Source organism: Nonomuraea sp. NPDC049625 (assembly GCF_040675285.1).
In the GTDB taxonomy this organism is placed as follows: Bacteria; Actinomycetota; Actinomycetes; order Streptosporangiales; family Streptosporangiaceae; genus Nonomuraea; species Nonomuraea angiospora_A.
The window spans coordinates 719306-737570 of the sequence record NZ_JBFAOQ010000002.1 but is presented as its reverse complement, the minus strand read 5'-3'; the positions used below and the strand labels follow the sequence as shown (position 1 = coordinate 737570).

Sequence of the window (18265 nt, the reverse complement as noted above, 5' to 3'; positions counted from 1 at the left end):
GGCCCCAGTCGTGTCTTGACCCGGCGCTGGTCTTGGACATCCGAGACATCGGGCAGGTTCCTGGAAACTTCGGAACCGCTCGGGAGCAGAGGGTGAAAATCATCGGGATCGCCGCCAGTCTCCACGCGGGGTCGTTTATCAACAAATTGCTGGACGCGGCGGGTGGCGAGCTGCCCGTGGGCGTCGACTTCGCGGTGTGGCCGGGGCTGGGCGAGATCCCGCCGTACGCGGACGGGCCGGTGCCGGTCATGGCGCGCGAGCTCATCGGGCTGGTCGCCGCGTCCGACGCGGTGCTGCTGACCGCCCCCGAGCACAGCCTGCTGCCCGAGGAGCTGACGTACGCGCTGGACTGGATGTCGGCGCGCAACGGGCTGTCGGGCAAGCACGTGGCGGTGATGAGCGCGAGCGCGCGGGCGTGCGGCGCGATGTGGGCCCAGGCGGAGCTCTACAAGCACCTTCAGGCGGCGGGCGCCGTCGTGATGGGGGCCGAGCTGGTGATCTCCCCGGCCTGCCCGCACTTCGACAAGGACGGCCATCTCACGGATCCCGCCCTGCGCGCCCAGGTGCGCAGGGTGATCGGCCAGCTGTGCCCCTCCGAGGTCATGGAGCCCGCGCTCTCGCTCTGACCCCCCTCAGCCCGTCGCCGGCGGCGCGTCGTCCGCCGGGCGGACGAGCTCGATCCGGTGGTCCTCGACCTCGCCGCTGTCGGCCCATCCCGTGGGCAGGGCCGTCGCCTGGGCGGCCAGGCGCAGCCGCATCCAGGTGAGGCCGGTACGGAATGTCTGCGGCAGGCTCCAGCGCAGCTCCGCGGTGGTGGCGTCCTTGGCGACCTGCGCGGTGGCCCGCTCGTCCGTGCCGAAGCGGCCGTCGTGGTCGGCGTCGATCCACCCGGTGAGGTACGCGGGCGACCCGGCCCGTACGGGCACCGTCAGCGTGCCGACCCGGTCCTTGACGGTGATCTCCGCCGGGGAGCCGGTCACGGCGTCGTCCTCGTCGGCGCTCACCTCGCGGGCCGCCGTGCTCACCTTGTCCAGATGGTCGGCGGTCGCGGAGGCCCCCAGGAAGGAGTCGGTGATCGCGTGGGAGGCCGCTCCGTACGAGGCGGGCGCGTCGGAGTCGTCCTCGGCCAGCGTGATCTTGAACGCGGCCCACAGCTGCGGGCCCGGGCCCCCGAGCGCGTAGCGCACGTCACGGGCGCTCAGCCGGATCGTGAACGCGGTGACGGTGCCGTTCACCTTGGCCGTGCCGCAGGTGTAGACGACCCCGCAGGTGGTGGACTTGACGGGACGGACCGCTTCCGGCTCGATCGAGTCCGCCGTGACCCGGTAGCCGGGGAAGCCGGCCGCCGCGGAGAAGGCGGGCGTGGCCGGGGTCCCGTCGACCAGGTCGACGGCGGGCCAGTAGTCGTCGCGGCCGCGCCTCGGGTCGCGCGACACGCCGCCCGTGCCGAACACGTGCAGGTGCGGGTCGCGTACCGGCCGGGAGAAGGTGAACGTCAGCATGGCCACGCCGCTCCAGCCGCCGGGCCGGGCCGCGAAGTCCTCGTAGAGGTCCATGAATCCCGCCGTCATCTTGGCGTTGGCCGGGACGAGGAATTCGTCGTCGGGCACCCACGTGCTCGCGGTCAGCACCTCGGCGGAGGCCACGCGCGTCTCCCCGATCATGGTCTTGCGCACGGTCACCGTCACGCCGGACGGCGTCCGCCCCGAGGCCGTCGCCGGCGAGTTGGTGAAGGACGACGGCGCGTCCTCGGCGACGGCCCCCGGGACGCCGGCGAACACCGTGACCACGCAGGCCAGCACCGCGTGAAGAACCATTCTCGCTCCCCCAGAAGCAGCTCTGCCCGGATTCACGCCCGAGCTCCCCGCAGGCGGCCCACCAGGCCCCTGGTCACGCGGCGGGCGGCGAAGTCGCAGCCGCACACGAACCGCATGGCCGGTCCGAACGTCGCCGCCGCCGCGAGCCCGACCAGGTGCAGCCCCGCGACGGACGTCTCGAACGCGGGACCGAGCCGCGGCGCCGGGCCGGGCGCCGCCACCGCGCGCCGCAGGTCCTCGTGGAGGATCCCGATCCTGGCCACGTCCACCCGGTAGCCGGTCGCCGCGATGACGTGCTCGGTCTCGAGCAGGGTGACCGCGCCCGCGAGGTCCCGCAGCCGCAGCCGGACCCCCTCGCGGTACTCGGAGGCCGCCAGCCGCGCCCCCAGGGTCACCTGCACGGCGCCGTCGAAGCGCTCCTTCAGCCACCAGGACCCGGCCGGCCCGAGGGTGTTGCGCACGATGTGGGCGCGGGCCGCCCGCGGCAGGTGCCTGACCGCGTACGGCATCCGCGACCAGGCCACGGAGGGCCAGCCGCTCCCGAGCGCGGAGCGGGGCGCCAGCACGCGCGACATGACCCGGCGCCGTTCGACGGGCACGTCGTTCCAGGCCAGGGCGCCGGTGCGGGCGACGAGCCGGACGGCCGCCCCCGCCTCGGCCAGCAGCGTCGCGGTCTCCAGCGCCGACTGGCCGGCTCCCAGCACGGTCACGTCCCGTCCCGCGAACCCGCTCAGATCGTGGTGGTCGGAGCTGTGCGTGGCCACCTCGGGCGGCAACGCCGCCAGGGCACGGGGCCGGTGGGCGAACGGCAGGAATCCCAGGGCCAGCACGACGGTCCTGGCCAGCACGGACGCGCCCGACGACAGGGAGAGCGCGAACAGCCCGCCCTCGACGCCGACGGCCGTCACCTCCGTCTCCTCCAGCGCCCGGCCGACCGCCTGCTGACGGAACCACCTGCCGTAGGCGACGAACCTCTCCACCGGCACCGGCTCCCCGTAGGAGTACCGGTGGAAGGCGTCGAGGCCGTGTCTGCGATCCGGGTCGCCGAGATGGGACGCGTCCGGCTCGGACTTCAGCAGCATGCCTCTGGGCATGTGGCGTTCCCACGCCCGCATCGGCTCGCCGAACACCCGCGCGTCGAGCCCGGCGTGCAGCGCGTGCGCCGCCACCGACAGCCCGTACGGTCCGGCGCCCACGATCGCCACGTCGATGACCGAGGTAGGCACATTCTCCTCCATTCGCCGTGCTAGGCCCGCTGCCGGGCCAGCCGGGTGAATCCGCGTTTCATCGCCTGCCTGGCCATGGCCACGAAGGGCCGGGGGTCGTCGGCGGACAGCCAGGCAAACTCGTCCGCCGAGCACAGGGCGCGCAGGCTCTTCGGGCCGGCGGTGATGAGGTCGTAGTTCTCCACCACGTAGGTCCGGCCGTGACCGGCCCGTCCCCGGGGCGCGCGCCGGCCGGACAGGTGCAGGTGGGCGGCCCGTACCAGGTCCAGGCCGCTGCTGTCGCTGAACAGCCGGAACTGGGCGCCGAGCCGGGGGTTGAAGTCCAGCAGGTGGTAGGCGTCCCTGCCGGCGTCGTGGCGGAAGTCGATGTCCAGCACGCCGCGGTAGCCCAGCCTCTCCGCCAGTTCGCGGGCGGTGCCCTCCACGACGGGGTTGGGCAGCCACCGCCCGTAGGTGGTGAGCCCGGCGCCCTTGGGATGGGCGCGCTCCTTGCGTCCCGCGCCGCCGTACAGGCAGCGGGAGTTCTCGTCGAAGTAGCCGTGGAAGAACCAGTCCGCGTGCGGCCCGCCGGGCACGAAGCGCTGGAACAGCAGGTCGCAGCCCTCCACGTGCTGGAGCAGCCGGGGCACCTGGCTGATCCGCCGCACCAGGCTGGTGTTGCGCAGCCCGACGCCGGCGGGCAGGAGCCACGGCTGCGCCCACTTGGCGACCAGCGGCAGCCCGAAGTCGGTGACGGCGGCCGCGGCGTCGCGTTCGCCGGTGATCAGCCGGGTCTCCGGCTGGACGACCCCGAACGCGGAACACAGCTGCGCCAGCAGGCTCTTGTCGGCGAGGGCGCGCGGCAGTCCGGGCACCTGGTCGGGAAAGAGGTAGTGCGGGCGCAGCTCGGCCGCGTGCTCCGCGACGGCGATGGCGCTCGCGTCGTCCAGGGCCAGCAGGACGGCCGGGCGGCCGATGCTCTGGGCGACCTGCGTGAGCGTCCCCACGATGTCCCCGGGGTCCCCGCCGCGCGGCCACGCATGCGCGCGCGCCAGGTACTTGGAGCGGGAGGTCGGCGAGTCCGTCTCCCCGAGGAGCCCGTGCACCTCCACTCCGGCCCTGCCGAGGGAGCGAATGGCGCCGAGGGTCCCATGATGAAAGTTATTGGGGTCCAATCGCAGCACAAGCGCCGGGACAGTGCAATCGAGCATCTTCCTTCTCCTTCGCGAAAAGCTATAAATCAGGCAAATCGCGAGTCGGATATCCGGATTGCCGAAACATGGGGTATGGAGAAGGAAGGAGAGGCGAGAATCGGGGATGTGCGATCGTGGCAGGAACGAGATATCTGCGCTTTTCGCTCGCGATAATCACGGGTGCGGTGGTGGCATCGGTCGGTCTGGGCGCGCCGGCGCCCGCGCCGGCGAGCGACCCCGCGGCGCTGGGCGTCTTCCTCGCCTCCGACGCGCGCGGTCCCGAGCTCCTGACGGGCTTCGAGGCGTGGCTGGGGCTCAGGGTGACGGTCGGGCGCACCTATCTCCCCGGCGAACGCTGGAAGTCCCTCGAGGGAGGCGACTCCGAGATCCTCGACACGTGGACGCGCTGGCGGGCCGCCCAGCCGGGCCGCGTCCTGGCGCTGAACGTGCCGATGGTCACTCCGAACGAGTCGATGATGTCCGACCACGCCGTGGCGCGACGGCTGGCCAAGGGGGCGCACGGCGCCCATGACGGCCGCTTCAGGAAGCTCGCCGGGAAGCTGGTCTCCTCCGGCGCCGGTGACACGATCATCGTGCTCGGCTGGGAGATGAACGGCACCACCTACTCCAGCAGGTGCGGACCCGACCCGGAGACGTGGAAGCAGTACTGGCGGCGCATCGTGACGACCATGCGCGAGACGCCCGGCCAGCGCTTCCGCTTCGACTTCGCCCCCAGCCGCGGGCTCGACGCGGTGCCCTGGACGCAGTGCTACCCGGGTGACGACGTGGTCGACATCATCGGCATGGACAGCTACGACCAGGGGCCCGGGCACGAGTTCGCCGAATACATCGACCAGCCGTACGGCCTGCGGGCGCACGCCGACTTCGCCGCGCAGCACGGCAAGCCCATCTCGTTCCCCGAGTGGGGGCTGTTCCGCAACGGCGACCGTCCCGCCTACGTCGAGGGGATGCTCGACTGGATCGGTACTCACAACGTGGTCTATCACTCGATCTCCGATTACTGTCCGCACGGCGTCTGGCAGTGTTCGTCGAACCCCGGCTCGTCGGAGGCCTTCCGCAGGCTGCTGCTGGAGCGCGCCTCCCCGCCCAGCACGGCCAGCGTGTGCGTGGCGAGCCCGTCCAGCGCGGAGTCCACGCCGAACCCGGCCGCCAGCGTGGCGGCGGCCACCCCCTCGGCACCGGCCAGCTCGGGCTGCCCGAGCCTGACCAGCAGCGCCTCGGCCAGCCCCGCGCTGTCCTCCGGCTGAACGAGCGCGCCGACTCCCCCGGTCACCACCTCGGTGAGCCCGGGCACCGCGCAGGCGACCACGGGCCTGCCCGTGGCCAGCGCCTCCAGCGCGGTGAGCGGCAGGCCCTCCCAGCGCGAGGGCAGCACCACCACGTCGGCGGCGGCGTACCAGGGCCGGACGTCGGCCGCGCCGCCGGCGAAGTGAACGCCGGGCACGGCCCGCGACCGCAGCGCGCGCAGCATCGGGCCGTCGCCGACGATGGCCAGCCGGGCCCGCCCGTCGCGGGCGGCGACGCGCTGCCAGGCCGACAGCAGCAGGTCCTGGCCCTTCTGGCGGGTGACCCTGCCCACGCAGACCGCCAGCGGCGTGTCCTCGGCGATGCCGTGGCGGGCGCGCGCCTCGGCCCGCTCCTGCGGCCCCGCGGGCCTGAAGCGGCGCAGGTCCACGCCGTTGCGCACCACGACGAGGTCGCCGGGCACGCCGTACCGTCTGGCCAGCGCGGCTTCGCCCTCGCCCACGCAGATCACCCGGTCGGCCCAGCGCGCGGCCAGCCGTTCCCAGGTCAGCGCCGCGGCGGCGACGGCGCCCCGGGCGGCCAGCCAGGACCAGCCGTGCGGCTGGAAGAGCGTGGGCACCCGGCCCCTGAGCGCGGCCCGGCCCGCCAGCCCGGCCTTGGACGAGTGCAGGTGCACCGCGTCGGGGCCGAACTCGCGCACGATCCGCCGCAGCCGCGCCGCCTGGACGACGTCGCCGAGCCCGGGCGCGCGGCCGGCCGTCCAGTCCAGCCGGGGCACGCCCAGCCGGTCCAGCTCGCCGGCCAGCGGGCCGGCCATCACATCGGGCGGGGGGCAGGCGACCGCGACGCGCCAGCCCCGCCGTGCCTGGTCGGCGGCGGCCATGGCCACGTACGCCCCCACGCCGCCGTCCACCGGCTGCGTGACGTGCAGGACCCCCGGTCTCACCGCCATGCCGAGACCTTCGCCGCCAGGCGCGGGCAGCGCCTCTTCAGCAGTTCCTTGCCCGTCTTGCTCACGCCCGCCAGCGCGGCGTAGGCGGCCGCGCGGGAGCCGCGCCCGAGCATCACCCGCCGGTTGACCACCGCTTCGGCCTCCCACCTGGCCTTGTGCGGCTCGGCGCCGCGCAGCATGCTGAGCACGGGCTTGCCCAGCCGGTGCGTCAGCTCCAGGTTGGTACGCAGCAGCATCGTGACCAGGTCCACCCGGGCCCGCAGATCCGGGTGGACCCCGTACAGGTAGCCGCCCACGAAGTCCTTGCCGATCACCGCGAAGTCGCAGGCCAGCAGCCGCCCGTCCACCCGGTACTCCCACAGCGCCCCGTGGTTCTCCGCCACCAGCGCCTGCGCGGCCCCGGCCAGGTGGTCCAGGAAGCGCGGCTGCGTGTGCTGGGCGTTGATCCCCCGGCTCTTCCACTGCATGGTGTGCAACCGCAGCAGCTCGGCCGTCGATGCTCTGACCCGGTCCGCCTCGACCGTCGTCACCGACACGTTCAGCGCGTCGAGCTTGCGCAGCGCGGCCCGCACATGCTGGGCCCGGCGGCTCTGGAGCCCGGCGAGGACCTGCTCGATGGGCTGTCCGGGCAGCTGGAGGCAGGTGGAGGCGGGCAGCGTCCAGGCCCTGCCGTCCCAGATCTCCGCCAGGCGGCGGATCGCCGAGCCGGGCCGCGCCTCGGGCAGGTCGATGACGTCCCAGCCCGGCTGGGCGAGCAGCCCGGCGCGCAGCTCGCGCAGGCCCGCGTCGCCCTCGGAGTCGTCCACCACGATGTCCGTGAAGTCGGACTGCCCTCCGCCGACGGGTGTCAGCACCCGGCAGCCGAGCCGGTGCTCCAGCCTGAGCGGCGCGGCCGCGACCAGGCGTCCGTCCCGGTGTGCCAGGAACACCCGCAGCCGCCCCGGGGTCCCGTAGACCCGCCACCAGGAGCTGAGCCAGCCGTACGACTGGAACGGCGTGGCGGCCGAGCTGCGCGCGTACAGATCCGCCCATTCCGCCGACAGCGCGGCCAGCTCCGCGCCCTCCCTGACGACCCGCAGCGTGAGCCCCGCGCGCGAGGTCCCCTGCCGGGCGGCCCTCACGCCGGCGCTCCGGTCAGCGCCGCCGGCTCCGGCCGCGCCTGAGGGCGGGCCTGCGGCGCGGCCAGCCGGACGAGGCCGGCCGCCAGGGCCGCCCCGCAGGCGCCGATGGCCACGCTGATCAGCGGCAGCGGGGACGAGGGGCGCAGCGGAGGCACCGCCGAGGCGAAAGGCACCAGCCGTACGCGGGTGTCGGCGGCATGGGCGTTGGCGTAGGCGATCAGCGCGGCGGCCGCCTGGTTGACGCGGTCGGCGGCCTCCCGCGCGCCGGTCGCCACGGAGGTGAGCCGCACCAGCGGGGCGTCGGGCGAGGCCGCGGCCCGCAGGCTGTCCGGCTCGTCCGCGGCGCCGACGAGGAAGCCGGGATGGCTGGATATCCGTGCGTAGGCGGCGGCGAACCCGGCCGCCTGCGCCGGGTCACCGCCGGCCACCGCGACGTAGGCCTCGGCGGCGTAGACGGTGTCGCGGGCCAGCGCGTAGGCCACCCCGCCCAGCGCCCCGAGCGCCAGGGACAGCGGAAGCCACCATCGCACGAGCAGGCCCGTGATGCGGACCCAGGTCCATGTCATCGTCACTCCTCGGTGGGTTCGGCGCCCAGCAGGCGCAGGTAGAGCCGCTCCAGCTGGTCCGCCTGGCGGCGGACGTCGTAGAGCCGGACGGCATCGGGCGGGGACAGCCTGCGGGGCGGGTGGGCGGCGAGGCCGGACAGCTCCGCGGCGAGCCGGTGCGGCTCGACACGCCGTGCTCCCGGGGCCGAGCCGGGCGGCAGGTCCTCGACGGCCGGGCAGGCGTCGTACAGGACGGGCAGGCCGGCCGCGAGCGCCTCGACGACGGCCACCCCGAACGTCTCCTCGACGGAGGGCGCGGCCAGCACGTCCATCGCCATCATCAGGGCCCCCACGTCGGGCGACTCCCCCGCGAAGATCACCCTGTCCTCGGCCCCGGCCTCGCGGGCCAGCTCCCGCAGCCGCGGCTCGCAGGAGCCGGAGCCGACCAGGAGCAGGACGGCGTGTTCGAGCGGCGGCAGCGCCCTGATCAGCGTGTCGAAGCGCTTGCTCGGCTCAAGGCGGCCGACGCCGCCGATCACGAACGCGTTCTCGGGCAGGCCGAGCCGCTCCCGGGTGCGCCGGCGCAGGGCTGCGTCGAAGCCGAAGGCCTCGCCGTCGACGCCGTTCGGGACCACCGCGATGCGCGAGCGGGGGACGCCCCACCTCGACAGCCGGTCGGCCACCGTCGGCGAGACGGCCACGGTCAGGTGCCCGAGCAGCTCGCTGGCCAGGTACAGCGCCCTGATCGAGCGGGTCAGGCGGCGTCCCTCCACGTGCTCGTGCCCGATCGAATGCTCGGTCGCCACGATCGCCGGCACGTTCGCCAGCCGCGCCGCCAGCCGGCCGTACACGCAGGCGCGGTACAGATGGGTGTGCACCACGTCGTAGCGGCGCCCGCGCATGAGCCGGGCCAGCCGCCCGACGGCGCGCAGGTCCCTGTTGCCGCGCATGCCGACGTGGTGGACGGGCACGCCGGAGCCCTCGATGGCCTCCGCGACCACCCCGTGCCCGGTGAGCACCGCGACCTCGCACCGGGCCCGCAGGTACGGCAGCAGGGCCCGCAGCTGCTGCTCCGCGCCGCCCGCGGCCAGACCGGTGATGACGTGCAGGACCTTCACCAGCCCCACCGGACCCGGTGCCGCGCCCGCTTGGCGTGCAGCCGCAGCGCGCCGTCCCGCTCGCCCACGTACGTGCGCGGCAGCGCGTACGGGCCGGTGAGCTCGGACTTCCAGATGGCGCAGGCGTAGGAGTAGCCCGTCTCGCGGACGGCGGCCAGCTCGCGGGCGTTGACGTGCCCGTACGGGTAGCAGAACCCGCTCACCTGGCGGCCCAGCAGGTCCTCCAGCGCCGCCTTGCTGCCGGCCACCTCGTGGTGGAGCTCGTCGTCGCGCAGCCCGGACAGCGAGTAGTGCCCGGCCGAGTGCGAGCCGATCTCCATGCCCTGCCGCGCGGCCCAGCGCAGGCCCTCGGTGTCCATGAGCCGCTTGCGCGGGGAGCCGGCGTCCCAGGCGTTGTGCTCGCCGATCAGGCCGGTGACCACGAAGACCGTGGCCGTGAAGCCGTACTTGCGCAGGACGGGCACGACCTCGCTGAGGAAGTCGCCGTACCCGTCGTCGAAGGTGAGCCCGACCAGGCCGCGCGTGCTCCGGGCGCGCGTGAGCTCGAGCATCGAGACCCCGCTCAGGCCGCGCCGGGCGAGCCAGCGCATCTGCCGGGCGAAGCGGTCGGGCGAGACCGTGACGTGAAGCGGGTCGCTGTCGTATTTGTCCACGGAGTGGTACATGAGCACCAGCGGCATCGCGGTCATGAGCGACCTCGCATCCTGATCAAGTGGGTGATCTTGGTGGTGTCGGTGAGCGTGGCCGTGGCCCCCGAGAGGGCCGCGACAGCGGAGAAGGTGACGGCGATCGCGGCGCCGGTCGAAGCCAGGGCGATCGGCGGCGGCAGGCCCGCCAGCAGCGTCCGCGCGCCCCACCCCGCTCCGACGGCGGCCGCGGTGGCCAGCAGCAGGCCGCTGAGCGGGACCAGCGCCGTGTGGGCGGGCAGCGCGAGGGCCTGCCGCCGCAGTCCCGCGAGCAGCAGCGCGGCGGTCAGCGAGATCCCGGCCGCGTTCGCCGCGGCGATCCCCGTCACGCCCCACTCCGGGCGGGCCAGCACGACCGTCGCGGCCAGCCCCGCGCCCATCGCGAGGGCCGGGTACCAGGACGCGCGGGCGCCGCAGAAGTAGACGCGGCAGACGACCCCGACCACGGCCTGGCCGAGCAGCCCCAGCGCGTACACCCGCATGATCCGCGCGGTGGCGGCGGTGTCGGCCTCGGTGAACGCGCCGTACTGCAGCAGGAGGGCCACGACGTCCGTGGCGCAGACGAGCAGCGCCGCGGTGGCGGCCAGCACGATCGCCGCGGCGCTGACCAGGTCGTCGGCGAGCCTGCGCCGCGCCCGCGCGGTCTCGCCCGCGGCGAGCGCGCGAGCGAGCTGCGGGAAGCTCACGGTCGCCACGATCAGCGACAGGACCATCGGCACCTGGGCGATCTTCTGCGCGTAGTTGAGGTGCGAGATCGATCCTTCGGCCAGCTTCGAGCCGACGAACCTCTCGACGAAGACCTGGCTCTGGCGGACGAGCGTGAAGACCGCGACCGGCAGGAAGGCGATCATCGGCAGCGCCACGCCGCGCGTGGGCCACAGGGGCACCCCGAAGCGCCGCACGAATGCCGGGACCTGGGCCAGCACCATCCCCGCCCCGCCCGCGGCCACCCCGATCGCGGCCGCGTACGCGCCCTGGTCGCGCAGGGCCCACACGCAGGTGACGATCCCCAGGTTGTAGGCCACGTAGATGGCCGCCGGCGGCGCGAACGACTGGTGCGCCCGCAACGCCGCGCTCAGGTACCCGGCCAGCCCGAACGTCAGGATCGTCACCGACGCCACCCGCATGCAGTCCACGGCGAGGTCGGCCCGCCGGATGCCCGGGGCGAGCACCTCGACCAGCCACGGCGCCCCCGCGACGGTCAGCGCGGTCAGCGCCAGCAGCCCGAGGCACAGGTACGGCAGCGTCGACGACGCCAGGCCCCTCAGGTCCTCGCCCGCCTCCATCGCCCGGCTGAACAGCGGGACCAGCACGAACGCCATCGCCCCCTCGATCAGCAGGGGCGCGGCGGTCTCCGGGATCGTCCAGGCGACGAGGAACGCGTCGGTGCCGGCGTCGGCGCCGAAGAACCGGCCCAGCAGCAGATCGCGGACGAAGCCGAGCAGCGAGCCCAGCGCCGTCAGCAGGATGGTGACGCCGACGGCCCGCGCCATGGGTGAGGTGGCCGGTGAGGTGGACGTGGTCATCGGGCCACGCCCAGCGCGACCGGGGCCTCGCCGGCCCATCCCGTCGCCGGAGGCCGGGCGACGAGCGACAGGACCAGCCCCAGGACGACGGACATGACCACGGTCGAAGGTCCGCCGACGTCGCCGTAGAGGAAGTCGATGCCCTGCCAGGCCAGCAGCCCGGCCGCGGCCGGCACGGCCGCCCGCACGGCCCACCAGGCCATGGATCCGAGGCACGCGCCCAGCGCGGCCAGCCCGAGCAGGCCCTGCTCGCTGAGCGTCAGCAGGTACATGTTGTGCGGGGAGAGCAGCGGCATGCGCTGGAAGCCGTTCACCGGGTCGTCGGTGTCGCTGCCGGACGACAGCTCGATCGGCGCGTAGGCGTCGCGCAGCTCCGCGAACCTGCGCGGCCCGGCCCCTGTCAGCGGGTGGTCCAGCCAGATCCTCGTGGCGGTGAGCCACAGGCTGTAGCGGTCGCTCACCGACTGGTCGGGGTGGGAGACGACGGAGGTGATGGAGGCCAGCCGCCGCCCCAGCATGTCCGGGTCCGAGCCCGCGCCCGGGCCGAGGACCAGCACGGTCGCCGCCGCGGCTCCGAGCAGGATCACCCTGGCCAGCAACGCCCGGCTGTGCACGAAGAGCACGACCAGCGACGCGCCCAGCAGGGCGAGCCAGGCGCCGCGGCTGAGCGACAGGGCGAGCGGCACGCAGAGCAGGGCGGCGCCGCCGAGCGCGGCGGCCCGGCGCCCGCCGCGCCAGGCCAGGCCGGCCGCCAGCAGGACGAGCACGCCGTAGCTGACCACGCTCGCCATGCCCATGATGTCGAGCGCGCCGAAGGTGCCGACGGCCCGTACCCGCTCCCCCGCGTACGACGCGCCGGTGCCGGTGACCGCCTGGACGCAGCCGATCAGGCCCTGCAGGGCGGCCGTCCCGACGAGCGCCCCGCCCACGATCAGGGTGTCGGTACGGTCCCGGACCGCCACCAGGACGGCCAGCGGGACCAGCACGAACACCTGGAGATACCGGACGTAGCCCGGCATGCTCGTCAGGACGTCGGGCGCGGCCAGCATCGCGATCCCGGCCGCGCCCGCGACCGGAGCGAGCACCAAGGCACGGGCGGGCACCACGGCGGAGGCGGCGGCCACGGCACGAGCGGGCAGCGCGGCACCGGCAGGCGCCGGGTCGCGGGCGGACAGCGGGCGTGTCAGCCGGTTAGCGAGCGCGACGGTCACCGCGATGGCGACCAGCACCAGCGAGGCCACGTCGGCGGCCGTGACCTGGACGCCGGAGGACAGGTCCTGGCGGCCCGCCGGCAGGCAGGTCAGGAGCACGGTGGCGGCGGCCGCCAGGCTGGGCCGCCGGAAGAGAGCGCGCATGCCTAGCCCCCGCCCGGCCGCAGCAGGGACCAGACCGTCTGCAGCATGATCTTGAGATCCGCCCGGAGGGTCCACCCGTCGATGTAGTGGTTGTCGAACCGGACGCGGTCCTCGATCGAGGTGTCGCCGCGCAGCCCGTGGATCTGGGCCCAGCCGGTGATGCCGACCGGCATCCGGTGGCGCAGGCCGTAGCCCGGGATCGTCCTGGAGAACTCCTTGACGAAGTGCGGGCGTTCGGGCCGCGGGCCGACGATGCTCATGTCCCCTCTGAGAACGTTCCAGAGCTGGGGAAGCTCGTCGAAGGAGGCCTTGCGCAGCAGCCGGCCCACCGGCCCGATCCGGCTGTCGTGGGCGATGCTCCACAGGGTCTCGGATTCGAGCGCGTCGGTCGGCTTCAGCGTCCGGAGCTTGATCAGTTCGAGCGGCTCGTCCCGGTAGCCCACGCGCCGCTGCCGGAACAGCACCCCGGGGCCGGTCTCCAGCCGGATCAGCGCCGCGCAGAGCGCGAGGATCGGCGCGCTGACGATGAGTCCGGTCAGCGCGACCGCGATGTCCAGGGCCCGCTTCAGCGGCCAGGCGAGGCCGCGCTGCGCCTCCGGGCGCATCCGCACGAGCGGGAAGCTGCGTACGTGCTCGCGCAGCGTCACGAAGTCGATGATGAGCTCGCCCAGGTCGGGCGCGAGGTAGACGTCGCAGCCGAGCGACCTCGCCGTTCTCGCGATCGACTGCTGACCCTGCCCGGCGATGACCACCGCGCGGACCCCGTGGGCCTGGACGACGCGGACGACGTCGCCGGGCCCGCCGAGCACCGGGACGCACGGGTCCTCGCCGGGCGTCTCGTCCAGGAAGCCCAGCGGGAGCAGGCCGTGCTCGGGGTAGGCGAGCAGGTTGCGCGCCAGCCCGTGACCGTGCGGCCCCGCGCCGACCACCAGGGTGGGCGCGGCCCTGCCGCGCCGGCGTGCCCGGCGGACCAGGAAATACAGGACGCTTCTGCCGCACACGGCGAGGAAGGTGAAGAGCAACGCGACCAGGGCGACCACGATGAGCGATGCCGTCTCCCGGAACGCGATGAGCGCGCCCACGAGTCCAGCCCCGGCGAGCCAGAAGCCCCGGTCCAGGCTGGAGGGCAGGACGCGCGGCGCGTACACGTGGCCCAGGCCTCCGACCACGACGACCAGGATTCCCGCCAGCGCGATGCGCGGCACGGCCTGGCCGGCGTTGGCCGCGGCGAACGCCATGCAGATCAGATCGATGCAGATCAGGCCAAGTGGCTGGACAGCCCTCCAGAGCCCTGACCTCTGCCGCCCTCCCCACCGCCTGACCCAGCGGTGGCCCCCAACACTAACAGCCACTACTTCTCCGGAATAAACTAGTTTGACTGGATCGACAGTGAAACTGTCGATCTAATCCCCCCAAAAAGCTAATAGTCCCCCTTCAGGCAATTTGCCACCCCATATTTCCGTAGCAAGGTTTTTCCTACGGAATACGCGAACAATCGCCCAACGAAGCCTTGAGCGTAGCCGCGCGCCTCGCGGAAATCGAGAACGTCACGGGCTTGGAGTCCTTGTTGTCGCGCAAGTTTTCATTGGTCCAGCGTTGGCGATATGGAGGTGGTTACCGGGTTTAAGGTCAGCTTTGGGCAGAGGGTCCGAATTGAGAGGGATGTTCCGGGGGGTGTCCGGATCCGGGGAGCCCGTTCGTCATGCTGGTGACAGCACGACACGCAAGGAGCGATCGATGAAGTACATGATGTTCGTCTGCACCGACGCGGAACCGGACACGGACTCGACCGGCAGCGAGGACATCGAGAAGTGGGTGGCCGACAACGACGGCCGCGGCCGGCGGCTGGACGGCAACGAGCTGGGGCCGGTGTCGGCCGCCACGACGGTCCGCGTCCGCAACGGCGAGCTGCTGGTCTCCGACGGGCCGTTCGCCGAGACCCGGGAGGTGATCGTGGGCTACGACATCCTCGAGTGCGCCCATCTCGACGAGGCGATCGAGGTGGCCCGGGCGCACCCGATGGCCCGGTACGGGCGGCTGGAGCTGCGGCCGTTCGCCGGTCAGTGACGAGGGGACGCCCGGCACGGCCCCCCGCGGCGGCACAGCCCGCCGCGGGGACCGGCGCGGAGCCCGACGAAGGAATCGGCGCGCGGACCGTCGCGGAGGCCGTTGCGGCGGTCGGTGCGGACTCCTACACCAGGATCGTCGCCACCCTGATCCGCGTCACCGGCGACTGGACGCTCGCCGAGGACAGCGCCCAGGAGGCGCTCGCGCAGGCCCTGGAGAGGTGGCCGCGCGACGGCGTGCCGGACAACCCCGGCGGCTGGCTCATGACCGTCGCCCGCAACCGCGCCACCGACGTGCTGCGCCGCGCGTCCGTCGAGCGCCGCAAGCTGCACGAGCTGGCGGAGCTCACGCTCACCGCCCCGGCCACGGACGACCCGGAGGAGGAGGTCGTGGACGACCGCCTGCGGCTGATCTTCACCTGCTGCCACCCCGCGCTGGCCCTGGAGTCACGGGTGGCGCTCACGCTGCGAACCGTCTGCGGGGTGCCGACCGCCGACATCGCGCGGGCGTTCCTCGTCCCCCACGCGACCATGACGCGGCGGCTGACCCGGGCCAAGACGAAGATCGCGGACGCGCGCATCCCGTACCTCGTCCCGAGCGGCCCGGCGCTGGCCGAGCGCCTGCCCGGCGTGCTGGCGGTCCTGTACGTGCTCTTCACCCGCGGCTACGACCCCGACGGAGAGCCGGGCTTCGCCGACGAGGCGGTCCGGCTGGCCCGCCTGCTCCACCGGCTGCTCCCGGACCAGCCCGAGGTCGCCGGCCTGCTGGCGCTGTTCCTGTTCCAGCACTCCCGGCGCGAGGCCCGCCGCGACGGGCAGGGCAACCTGCTCACGCTCGACAAGCAGGACCGCGCCCGCTGGGACCGCGCGGCGATCCGCGAAGGGCTGGAGACGCTGGCGGCGGCGCCGGCCGACGGCCCCTACGTCCTGCAGGCGCGCATCGCCGCCTGTCACGCGACCGCGCCGGACTCCGGCGCGACGGACTGGCGGGCCGTCGCCCGCTGGTACGACGAGCTCGTGGAGATCCACCCCTCACCGGTGATCGCCCTCAACCGCGCCGTGGCCCACGGCTACGCGCACGGCCCGGCGACCGGGCTGGCGCTGATCGACCAGGTGCTCGCCACCGGCGCGCTGAAGGACTACCCGCTCGCCGTCGCCGCGCAGGCCGACCTCACGGCCCGCCTCGGCCACCACGACCACGCCGCCGCGCTGTTCCGCCAGGCGGCCGCCCTCCTCGGCCCGGGAGCCGAACGGCGCGCCCTCCTGGAACGCGCCGACGACCTCACGAACCCCGCGCCCGGTTAGCAAAGCGGGGACCCGCACCCGAGACGTCGCTCCCGCCCGGCCGGCCGTCACATGTAGTCGTTCTTGAGCAGGCGATCGAGCTTGATGCCCAGATCGAGCAGCTCGGACCGCATGGCGTCGAACTCCTGCGCGATCTCGGCCCGGACGCTCGCGAACTGGTCGGCGATCAGCGTCGGGACGTAGTCCTCGTCGCCCCCGGCGGGCGTGGCGCGGTAGGCGTTGATCTCCCGCCGGATGGCCGCGATCTCGACGTCGACGGCCGCGAACTGCTCGATCGTCTCGGTGCGGGCCATCGACGTCTCGGCCTTCATGGCCGCGAGCTGCGTCTCCAGGCGCTTGGCGCGGTCGTTGATCTCACGGAGCAGGTCCCGCTCCCCGCCGCTCCCCGGCCTGGCCTCGCCGAGCCGGTCGCACGCCTCGAGCCCATCGACACGGAGCTTCAAGTCGCGAATCTCCGCCTGTACGTCCACGGGTTTTACCTTTGCGCTCGCTGATGGTGCGACCGCCCCGATGACGACCGCGTTTGGTCACCATATGGTTGCAGCCGGTGAGTGATTTTGGCCAGACCTCGAAGAAATCGGGGTCGATTCTTTGCCCTGCCGCCCGGCAAGGGTGTCAGCGGCGGTCCTCGATCTCCCAGAGGTGGTCGATGACGTGCCAGGCGATGCGGCGCAGCGCGTAGCGGGGCGGCCAGCCGGTCGTCTGGGGCGGCTCCCAGGCTCGGGACAGCACGTCGGCCAGCTCCGCCCGCATCGCGTCCCGGTCCCCGGGCTCCTTGTACGGCTTGTGCCGCACGTCCACCTTCCTGGCGAAGGCGCGCTCGGCCTCCTCCACGTGCCTGACGACCCCCGACAGGTCGCGGCCGCCTCCGCGCGGGCCCTTGCGCAGGTCCTCGGGCGAGGTGGCGGCGGTCTCGTCGAACAGGGCCCAGGCCGCCCGGAGGAGGGCCACGCCGCGGGCCGCCTCGGACGCCGGCACGGGCTCCTGGTCCAGGTCGGGCACGGAGTACGGGGCGCCGAAGTCCGTGATGTCGCTGCCCGGGACGCGCGCCACGACCACCGGGTCACCCGGCGAGAAGTCCAGCCCGGCCCGGGCGGCCACCGCGCCGTACCGGGGGACGTACTCCATGAGCAGGTCGAGGGCCGCCTCCTCGCCCTTGGCGACCCGGCACCAGCCGGGCCAGTCGAGCGAGCAGGCGAACGCCTTCTTCGGGCCGATCTCCAGGTAAACGCGGGTCATGGCGTCCAAGGGTGCCACCCGTACCTGTCAGAACGGGTCAGGTTCAGATGAGGTCGATGAGGTCGGCGACCGAGTCGACCACCAGCGAGGGACGGTAGGGGAAGCGGTCGATCTCGTCGCGCTGGGTAACGCCCGTGAGGACCAGGATCGTGAACAGGCCCGCCTCCATGCCCGACACGATGTCGGTGTCCATGCGGTCGCCGATCATGGCGGTCGTCTCGCTGTGGCCCTCGATCTCGTTGAGGGCGCTGCGCATCATGCGCGGGTTGGGTTTGCCGACGAAGTAGGGGGCCACGCCGGTGGCCTTGGTGATGAGGGCGGCCACGGCGCCGCAGGCCGGCAGGGAGCCCTCGGTGGAGGGGCCGATGGGGTCGGGGTTGGTGGCGATGAAGCGGGCGCCGCCCTCGATGAGGCGGATGGCCCGGGTGATCTGGGTGAAGCTGTAGGTGCGGGTCTCGCCGAGCACGACGTAGTCGGGGTCGAGGTCGGTGAGCACGTAGCCGACCTCGTGCAGCGCCGTCGTCAGGCCCGCCTCGCCGATGACGTACGCCGAGCCGCCCGCGCGCTGGTCGTCGAGGAACTGGGCGGTGGCCAGCGCGGAGGTCCAGATGGACTCGGGGGGCACCTCGAGGCCCGCCCCGGCCAGGCGCGCCGACAGGTCGCGCTGGGTGTAGATCGAGTTGTTCGTCAGCACCCTGAACTTCTTGTCCGACTCTCTGAGCCGCTTGATGAATTCGTCCGCACCGGGGATCGGACGACCCTCGTGGACGAGAACGCCGTCCATGTCGGACAACCAGGAGTCGATCCGTTTACGCTGAGTCACACGCACATCGTACCGAGCGCGCCTTATCGACTTCCCGCCCGGTGGATG

17 protein-coding genes and 1 pseudogene are annotated in these 18265 nt (G+C 73.4%); 4 read left to right on the top strand and 14 right to left on the bottom strand.

The features are described 5' to 3' along the window. Positions 1 to 92: 92 nt before the first annotated feature. Positions 93 to 626 carry an NAD(P)H-dependent oxidoreductase gene (locus AB0J87_RS10830; protein WP_363964146.1) on the top strand — a complete coding sequence of 178 codons (534 nt, stop codon included), beginning with the start codon at positions 93 to 95 and terminating at the stop codon, positions 624 to 626. A gap of 6 nt (positions 627 to 632) precedes the next feature. Here AB0J87_RS10830 and AB0J87_RS10825 read toward each other — a convergent pair whose 3' ends face one another. Genes AB0J87_RS10825 through AB0J87_RS10815 form a run of 3 tightly spaced genes read right to left on the bottom strand, consistent with a single transcriptional unit; the run spans position 633 to position 4128 of the window. Then, positions 633 to 1817, bottom strand: coding sequence for a GEVED domain-containing protein (locus AB0J87_RS10825; protein ID WP_363964144.1), 1185 nt, complete (start codon positions 1815 to 1817; stop codon positions 633 to 635). Between the two features lie 32 nt (positions 1818 to 1849). Next, positions 1850 to 3043, bottom strand: a complete 1194-nt coding sequence (locus AB0J87_RS10820; protein ID WP_363964142.1) for an NAD(P)-binding domain-containing protein — start codon at positions 3041 to 3043, stop codon at positions 1850 to 1852. Positions 3044 to 3063: 20 nt separating this feature from the next. After that, positions 3064 to 4128 carry an ATP-grasp domain-containing protein gene (locus AB0J87_RS10815; protein WP_363964140.1) on the bottom strand — a complete coding sequence of 355 codons (1065 nt, stop codon included), beginning with the start codon at positions 4126 to 4128 and terminating at the stop codon, positions 3064 to 3066. 173 nt (positions 4129 to 4301) lie between these two features. Here AB0J87_RS10815 and AB0J87_RS10810 point away from each other — a divergent pair. Then, positions 4302 to 5024, top strand: a pseudogene (locus AB0J87_RS10810) (glycosyl hydrolase); the annotation flags it as partial. A gap of 209 nt (positions 5025 to 5233) precedes the next feature. Here AB0J87_RS10810 and AB0J87_RS10805 read toward each other — a convergent pair. Genes AB0J87_RS10805 through AB0J87_RS10770 form a run of 8 tightly spaced genes read right to left on the bottom strand, consistent with a single transcriptional unit; the run spans position 5234 to position 14022 of the window. Then, the gene (locus AB0J87_RS10805; protein ID WP_363964138.1) at positions 5234 to 6433 is read right to left on the bottom strand and encodes a glycosyltransferase; all 1200 of its coding nucleotides are present in this window, start codon (positions 6431 to 6433) and stop codon (positions 5234 to 5236) included. Beyond that, positions 6424 to 7554, bottom strand: coding sequence for a GNAT family N-acetyltransferase (locus AB0J87_RS10800; protein WP_363964136.1), 1131 nt, complete (start codon positions 7552 to 7554; stop codon positions 6424 to 6426). The genes AB0J87_RS10805 and AB0J87_RS10800 overlap by 10 nt, the downstream gene beginning before the upstream one ends. Then, complete coding sequence (locus tag AB0J87_RS10795) at positions 7551 to 8120, bottom strand: hypothetical protein (RefSeq protein WP_363964134.1); 570 nt, start codon at positions 8118 to 8120, stop codon at positions 7551 to 7553. The genes AB0J87_RS10800 and AB0J87_RS10795 overlap by 4 nt, the downstream gene beginning before the upstream one ends. A 2-nt stretch (positions 8121 to 8122) precedes the next feature. After that, positions 8123 to 9217 carry a glycosyltransferase gene (locus AB0J87_RS10790; RefSeq protein WP_363964132.1) on the bottom strand — a complete coding sequence of 365 codons (1095 nt, stop codon included), beginning with the start codon at positions 9215 to 9217 and terminating at the stop codon, positions 8123 to 8125. Continuing rightward, on the bottom strand, positions 9214 to 9906 hold the full coding sequence (locus AB0J87_RS10785) for a polysaccharide deacetylase family protein (RefSeq protein ID WP_363964130.1): 693 nt from the start codon (positions 9904 to 9906) through the stop codon (positions 9214 to 9216). The genes AB0J87_RS10790 and AB0J87_RS10785 overlap by 4 nt, the downstream gene beginning before the upstream one ends. After that, positions 9903 to 11429: a lipid II flippase MurJ gene (locus AB0J87_RS10780; RefSeq protein WP_363964128.1), complete on the bottom strand. Its 1527-nt coding sequence runs from the start codon at positions 11427 to 11429 to the stop codon at positions 9903 to 9905. Before AB0J87_RS10780 ends, AB0J87_RS10785 begins: the two co-directional genes overlap by 4 nt. Then, positions 11426 to 12784 carry an O-antigen ligase family protein gene (locus tag AB0J87_RS10775; RefSeq protein WP_363964126.1) on the bottom strand — a complete coding sequence of 453 codons (1359 nt, stop codon included), beginning with the start codon at positions 12782 to 12784 and terminating at the stop codon, positions 11426 to 11428. The genes AB0J87_RS10780 and AB0J87_RS10775 overlap by 4 nt, the downstream gene beginning before the upstream one ends. Positions 12785 to 12786: 2 nt before the next feature. After that, positions 12787 to 14022, bottom strand: coding sequence for a sugar transferase (locus AB0J87_RS10770; protein ID WP_363964124.1), 1236 nt, complete (start codon positions 14020 to 14022; stop codon positions 12787 to 12789). A gap of 499 nt (positions 14023 to 14521) precedes the next feature. Between AB0J87_RS10770 and AB0J87_RS10765 the strand changes: the two genes are divergently transcribed. Both AB0J87_RS10765 and AB0J87_RS10760 read left to right on the top strand, forming a co-directional pair. Beyond that, the gene (locus AB0J87_RS10765) at positions 14522 to 14851 is read left to right on the top strand and encodes a YciI family protein (protein WP_185073265.1); all 330 of its coding nucleotides are present in this window, start codon (positions 14522 to 14524) and stop codon (positions 14849 to 14851) included. Continuing rightward, on the top strand, positions 14848 to 16155 hold the full coding sequence (locus tag AB0J87_RS10760) for a sigma-70 family RNA polymerase sigma factor (RefSeq protein WP_363964122.1): 1308 nt from the start codon (positions 14848 to 14850) through the stop codon (positions 16153 to 16155). The genes AB0J87_RS10765 and AB0J87_RS10760 overlap by 4 nt, the downstream gene beginning before the upstream one ends. 47 nt (positions 16156 to 16202) lie before the next feature. On the opposite strand, the gene AB0J87_RS10755 is transcribed toward AB0J87_RS10760, so the two are convergent. The 3 genes from AB0J87_RS10755 to AB0J87_RS10745 all read right to left on the bottom strand — a co-directional run bounded on the left by AB0J87_RS10755 (position 16203) and on the right by AB0J87_RS10745 (position 18178). Next, a complete protein-coding gene (locus tag AB0J87_RS10755; protein ID WP_363964120.1) occupies positions 16203 to 16598 on the bottom strand; it encodes a hypothetical protein in 396 nt (131 codons plus the stop codon). Between the two features lie 172 nt (positions 16599 to 16770). Next, positions 16771 to 17394, bottom strand: a complete 624-nt coding sequence (locus tag AB0J87_RS10750; protein ID WP_363964118.1) for a hypothetical protein — start codon at positions 17392 to 17394, stop codon at positions 16771 to 16773. A 43-nt stretch (positions 17395 to 17437) separates the two neighbouring features. Beyond that, the gene (locus AB0J87_RS10745) at positions 17438 to 18178 is read right to left on the bottom strand and encodes an HAD-IIA family hydrolase (protein ID WP_221520889.1); all 741 of its coding nucleotides are present in this window, start codon (positions 18176 to 18178) and stop codon (positions 17438 to 17440) included. Positions 18179 to 18265 lie beyond the last annotated feature (87 nt).

Excerpts from the sequence above, each read along its gene's own strand:
- AB0J87_RS10825 (WP_363964144.1), bottom strand. The coding sequence starts at position 1,817 with ATGGTTCTTCACGCGGTGCTGGCCTGCGTGGTCACGGTGTTCGCCGGC.
- AB0J87_RS10770 (WP_363964124.1), bottom strand. The coding sequence starts at position 14,022 with ATGGCGTTCGCCGCGGCCAACGCCGGCCAGGCCGTGCCGCGCATCGCG.
- AB0J87_RS10775 (WP_363964126.1), bottom strand. The coding sequence starts at position 12,784 with ATGCGCGCTCTCTTCCGGCGGCCCAGCCTGGCGGCCGCCGCCACCGTG.
- AB0J87_RS10750 (WP_363964118.1), bottom strand. The coding sequence starts at position 17,394 with ATGACCCGCGTTTACCTGGAGATCGGCCCGAAGAAGGCGTTCGCCTGC.
- AB0J87_RS10765 (WP_185073265.1), top strand. The coding sequence starts at position 14,522 with ATGAAGTACATGATGTTCGTCTGCACCGACGCGGAACCGGACACGGAC.
- AB0J87_RS10780 (WP_363964128.1), bottom strand. The coding sequence starts at position 11,429 with ATGACCACGTCCACCTCACCGGCCACCTCACCCATGGCGCGGGCCGTC.
- AB0J87_RS10795 (WP_363964134.1), bottom strand. The coding sequence starts at position 8,120 with ATGACATGGACCTGGGTCCGCATCACGGGCCTGCTCGTGCGATGGTGG.
- AB0J87_RS10805 (WP_363964138.1), bottom strand. The coding sequence starts at position 6,433 with ATGGCGGTGAGACCGGGGGTCCTGCACGTCACGCAGCCGGTGGACGGC.
- AB0J87_RS10785 (WP_363964130.1), bottom strand. The coding sequence starts at position 9,906 with ATGACCGCGATGCCGCTGGTGCTCATGTACCACTCCGTGGACAAATAC.
- AB0J87_RS10745 (WP_221520889.1), bottom strand. The coding sequence starts at position 18,178 with ATGGACGGCGTTCTCGTCCACGAGGGTCGTCCGATCCCCGGTGCGGAC.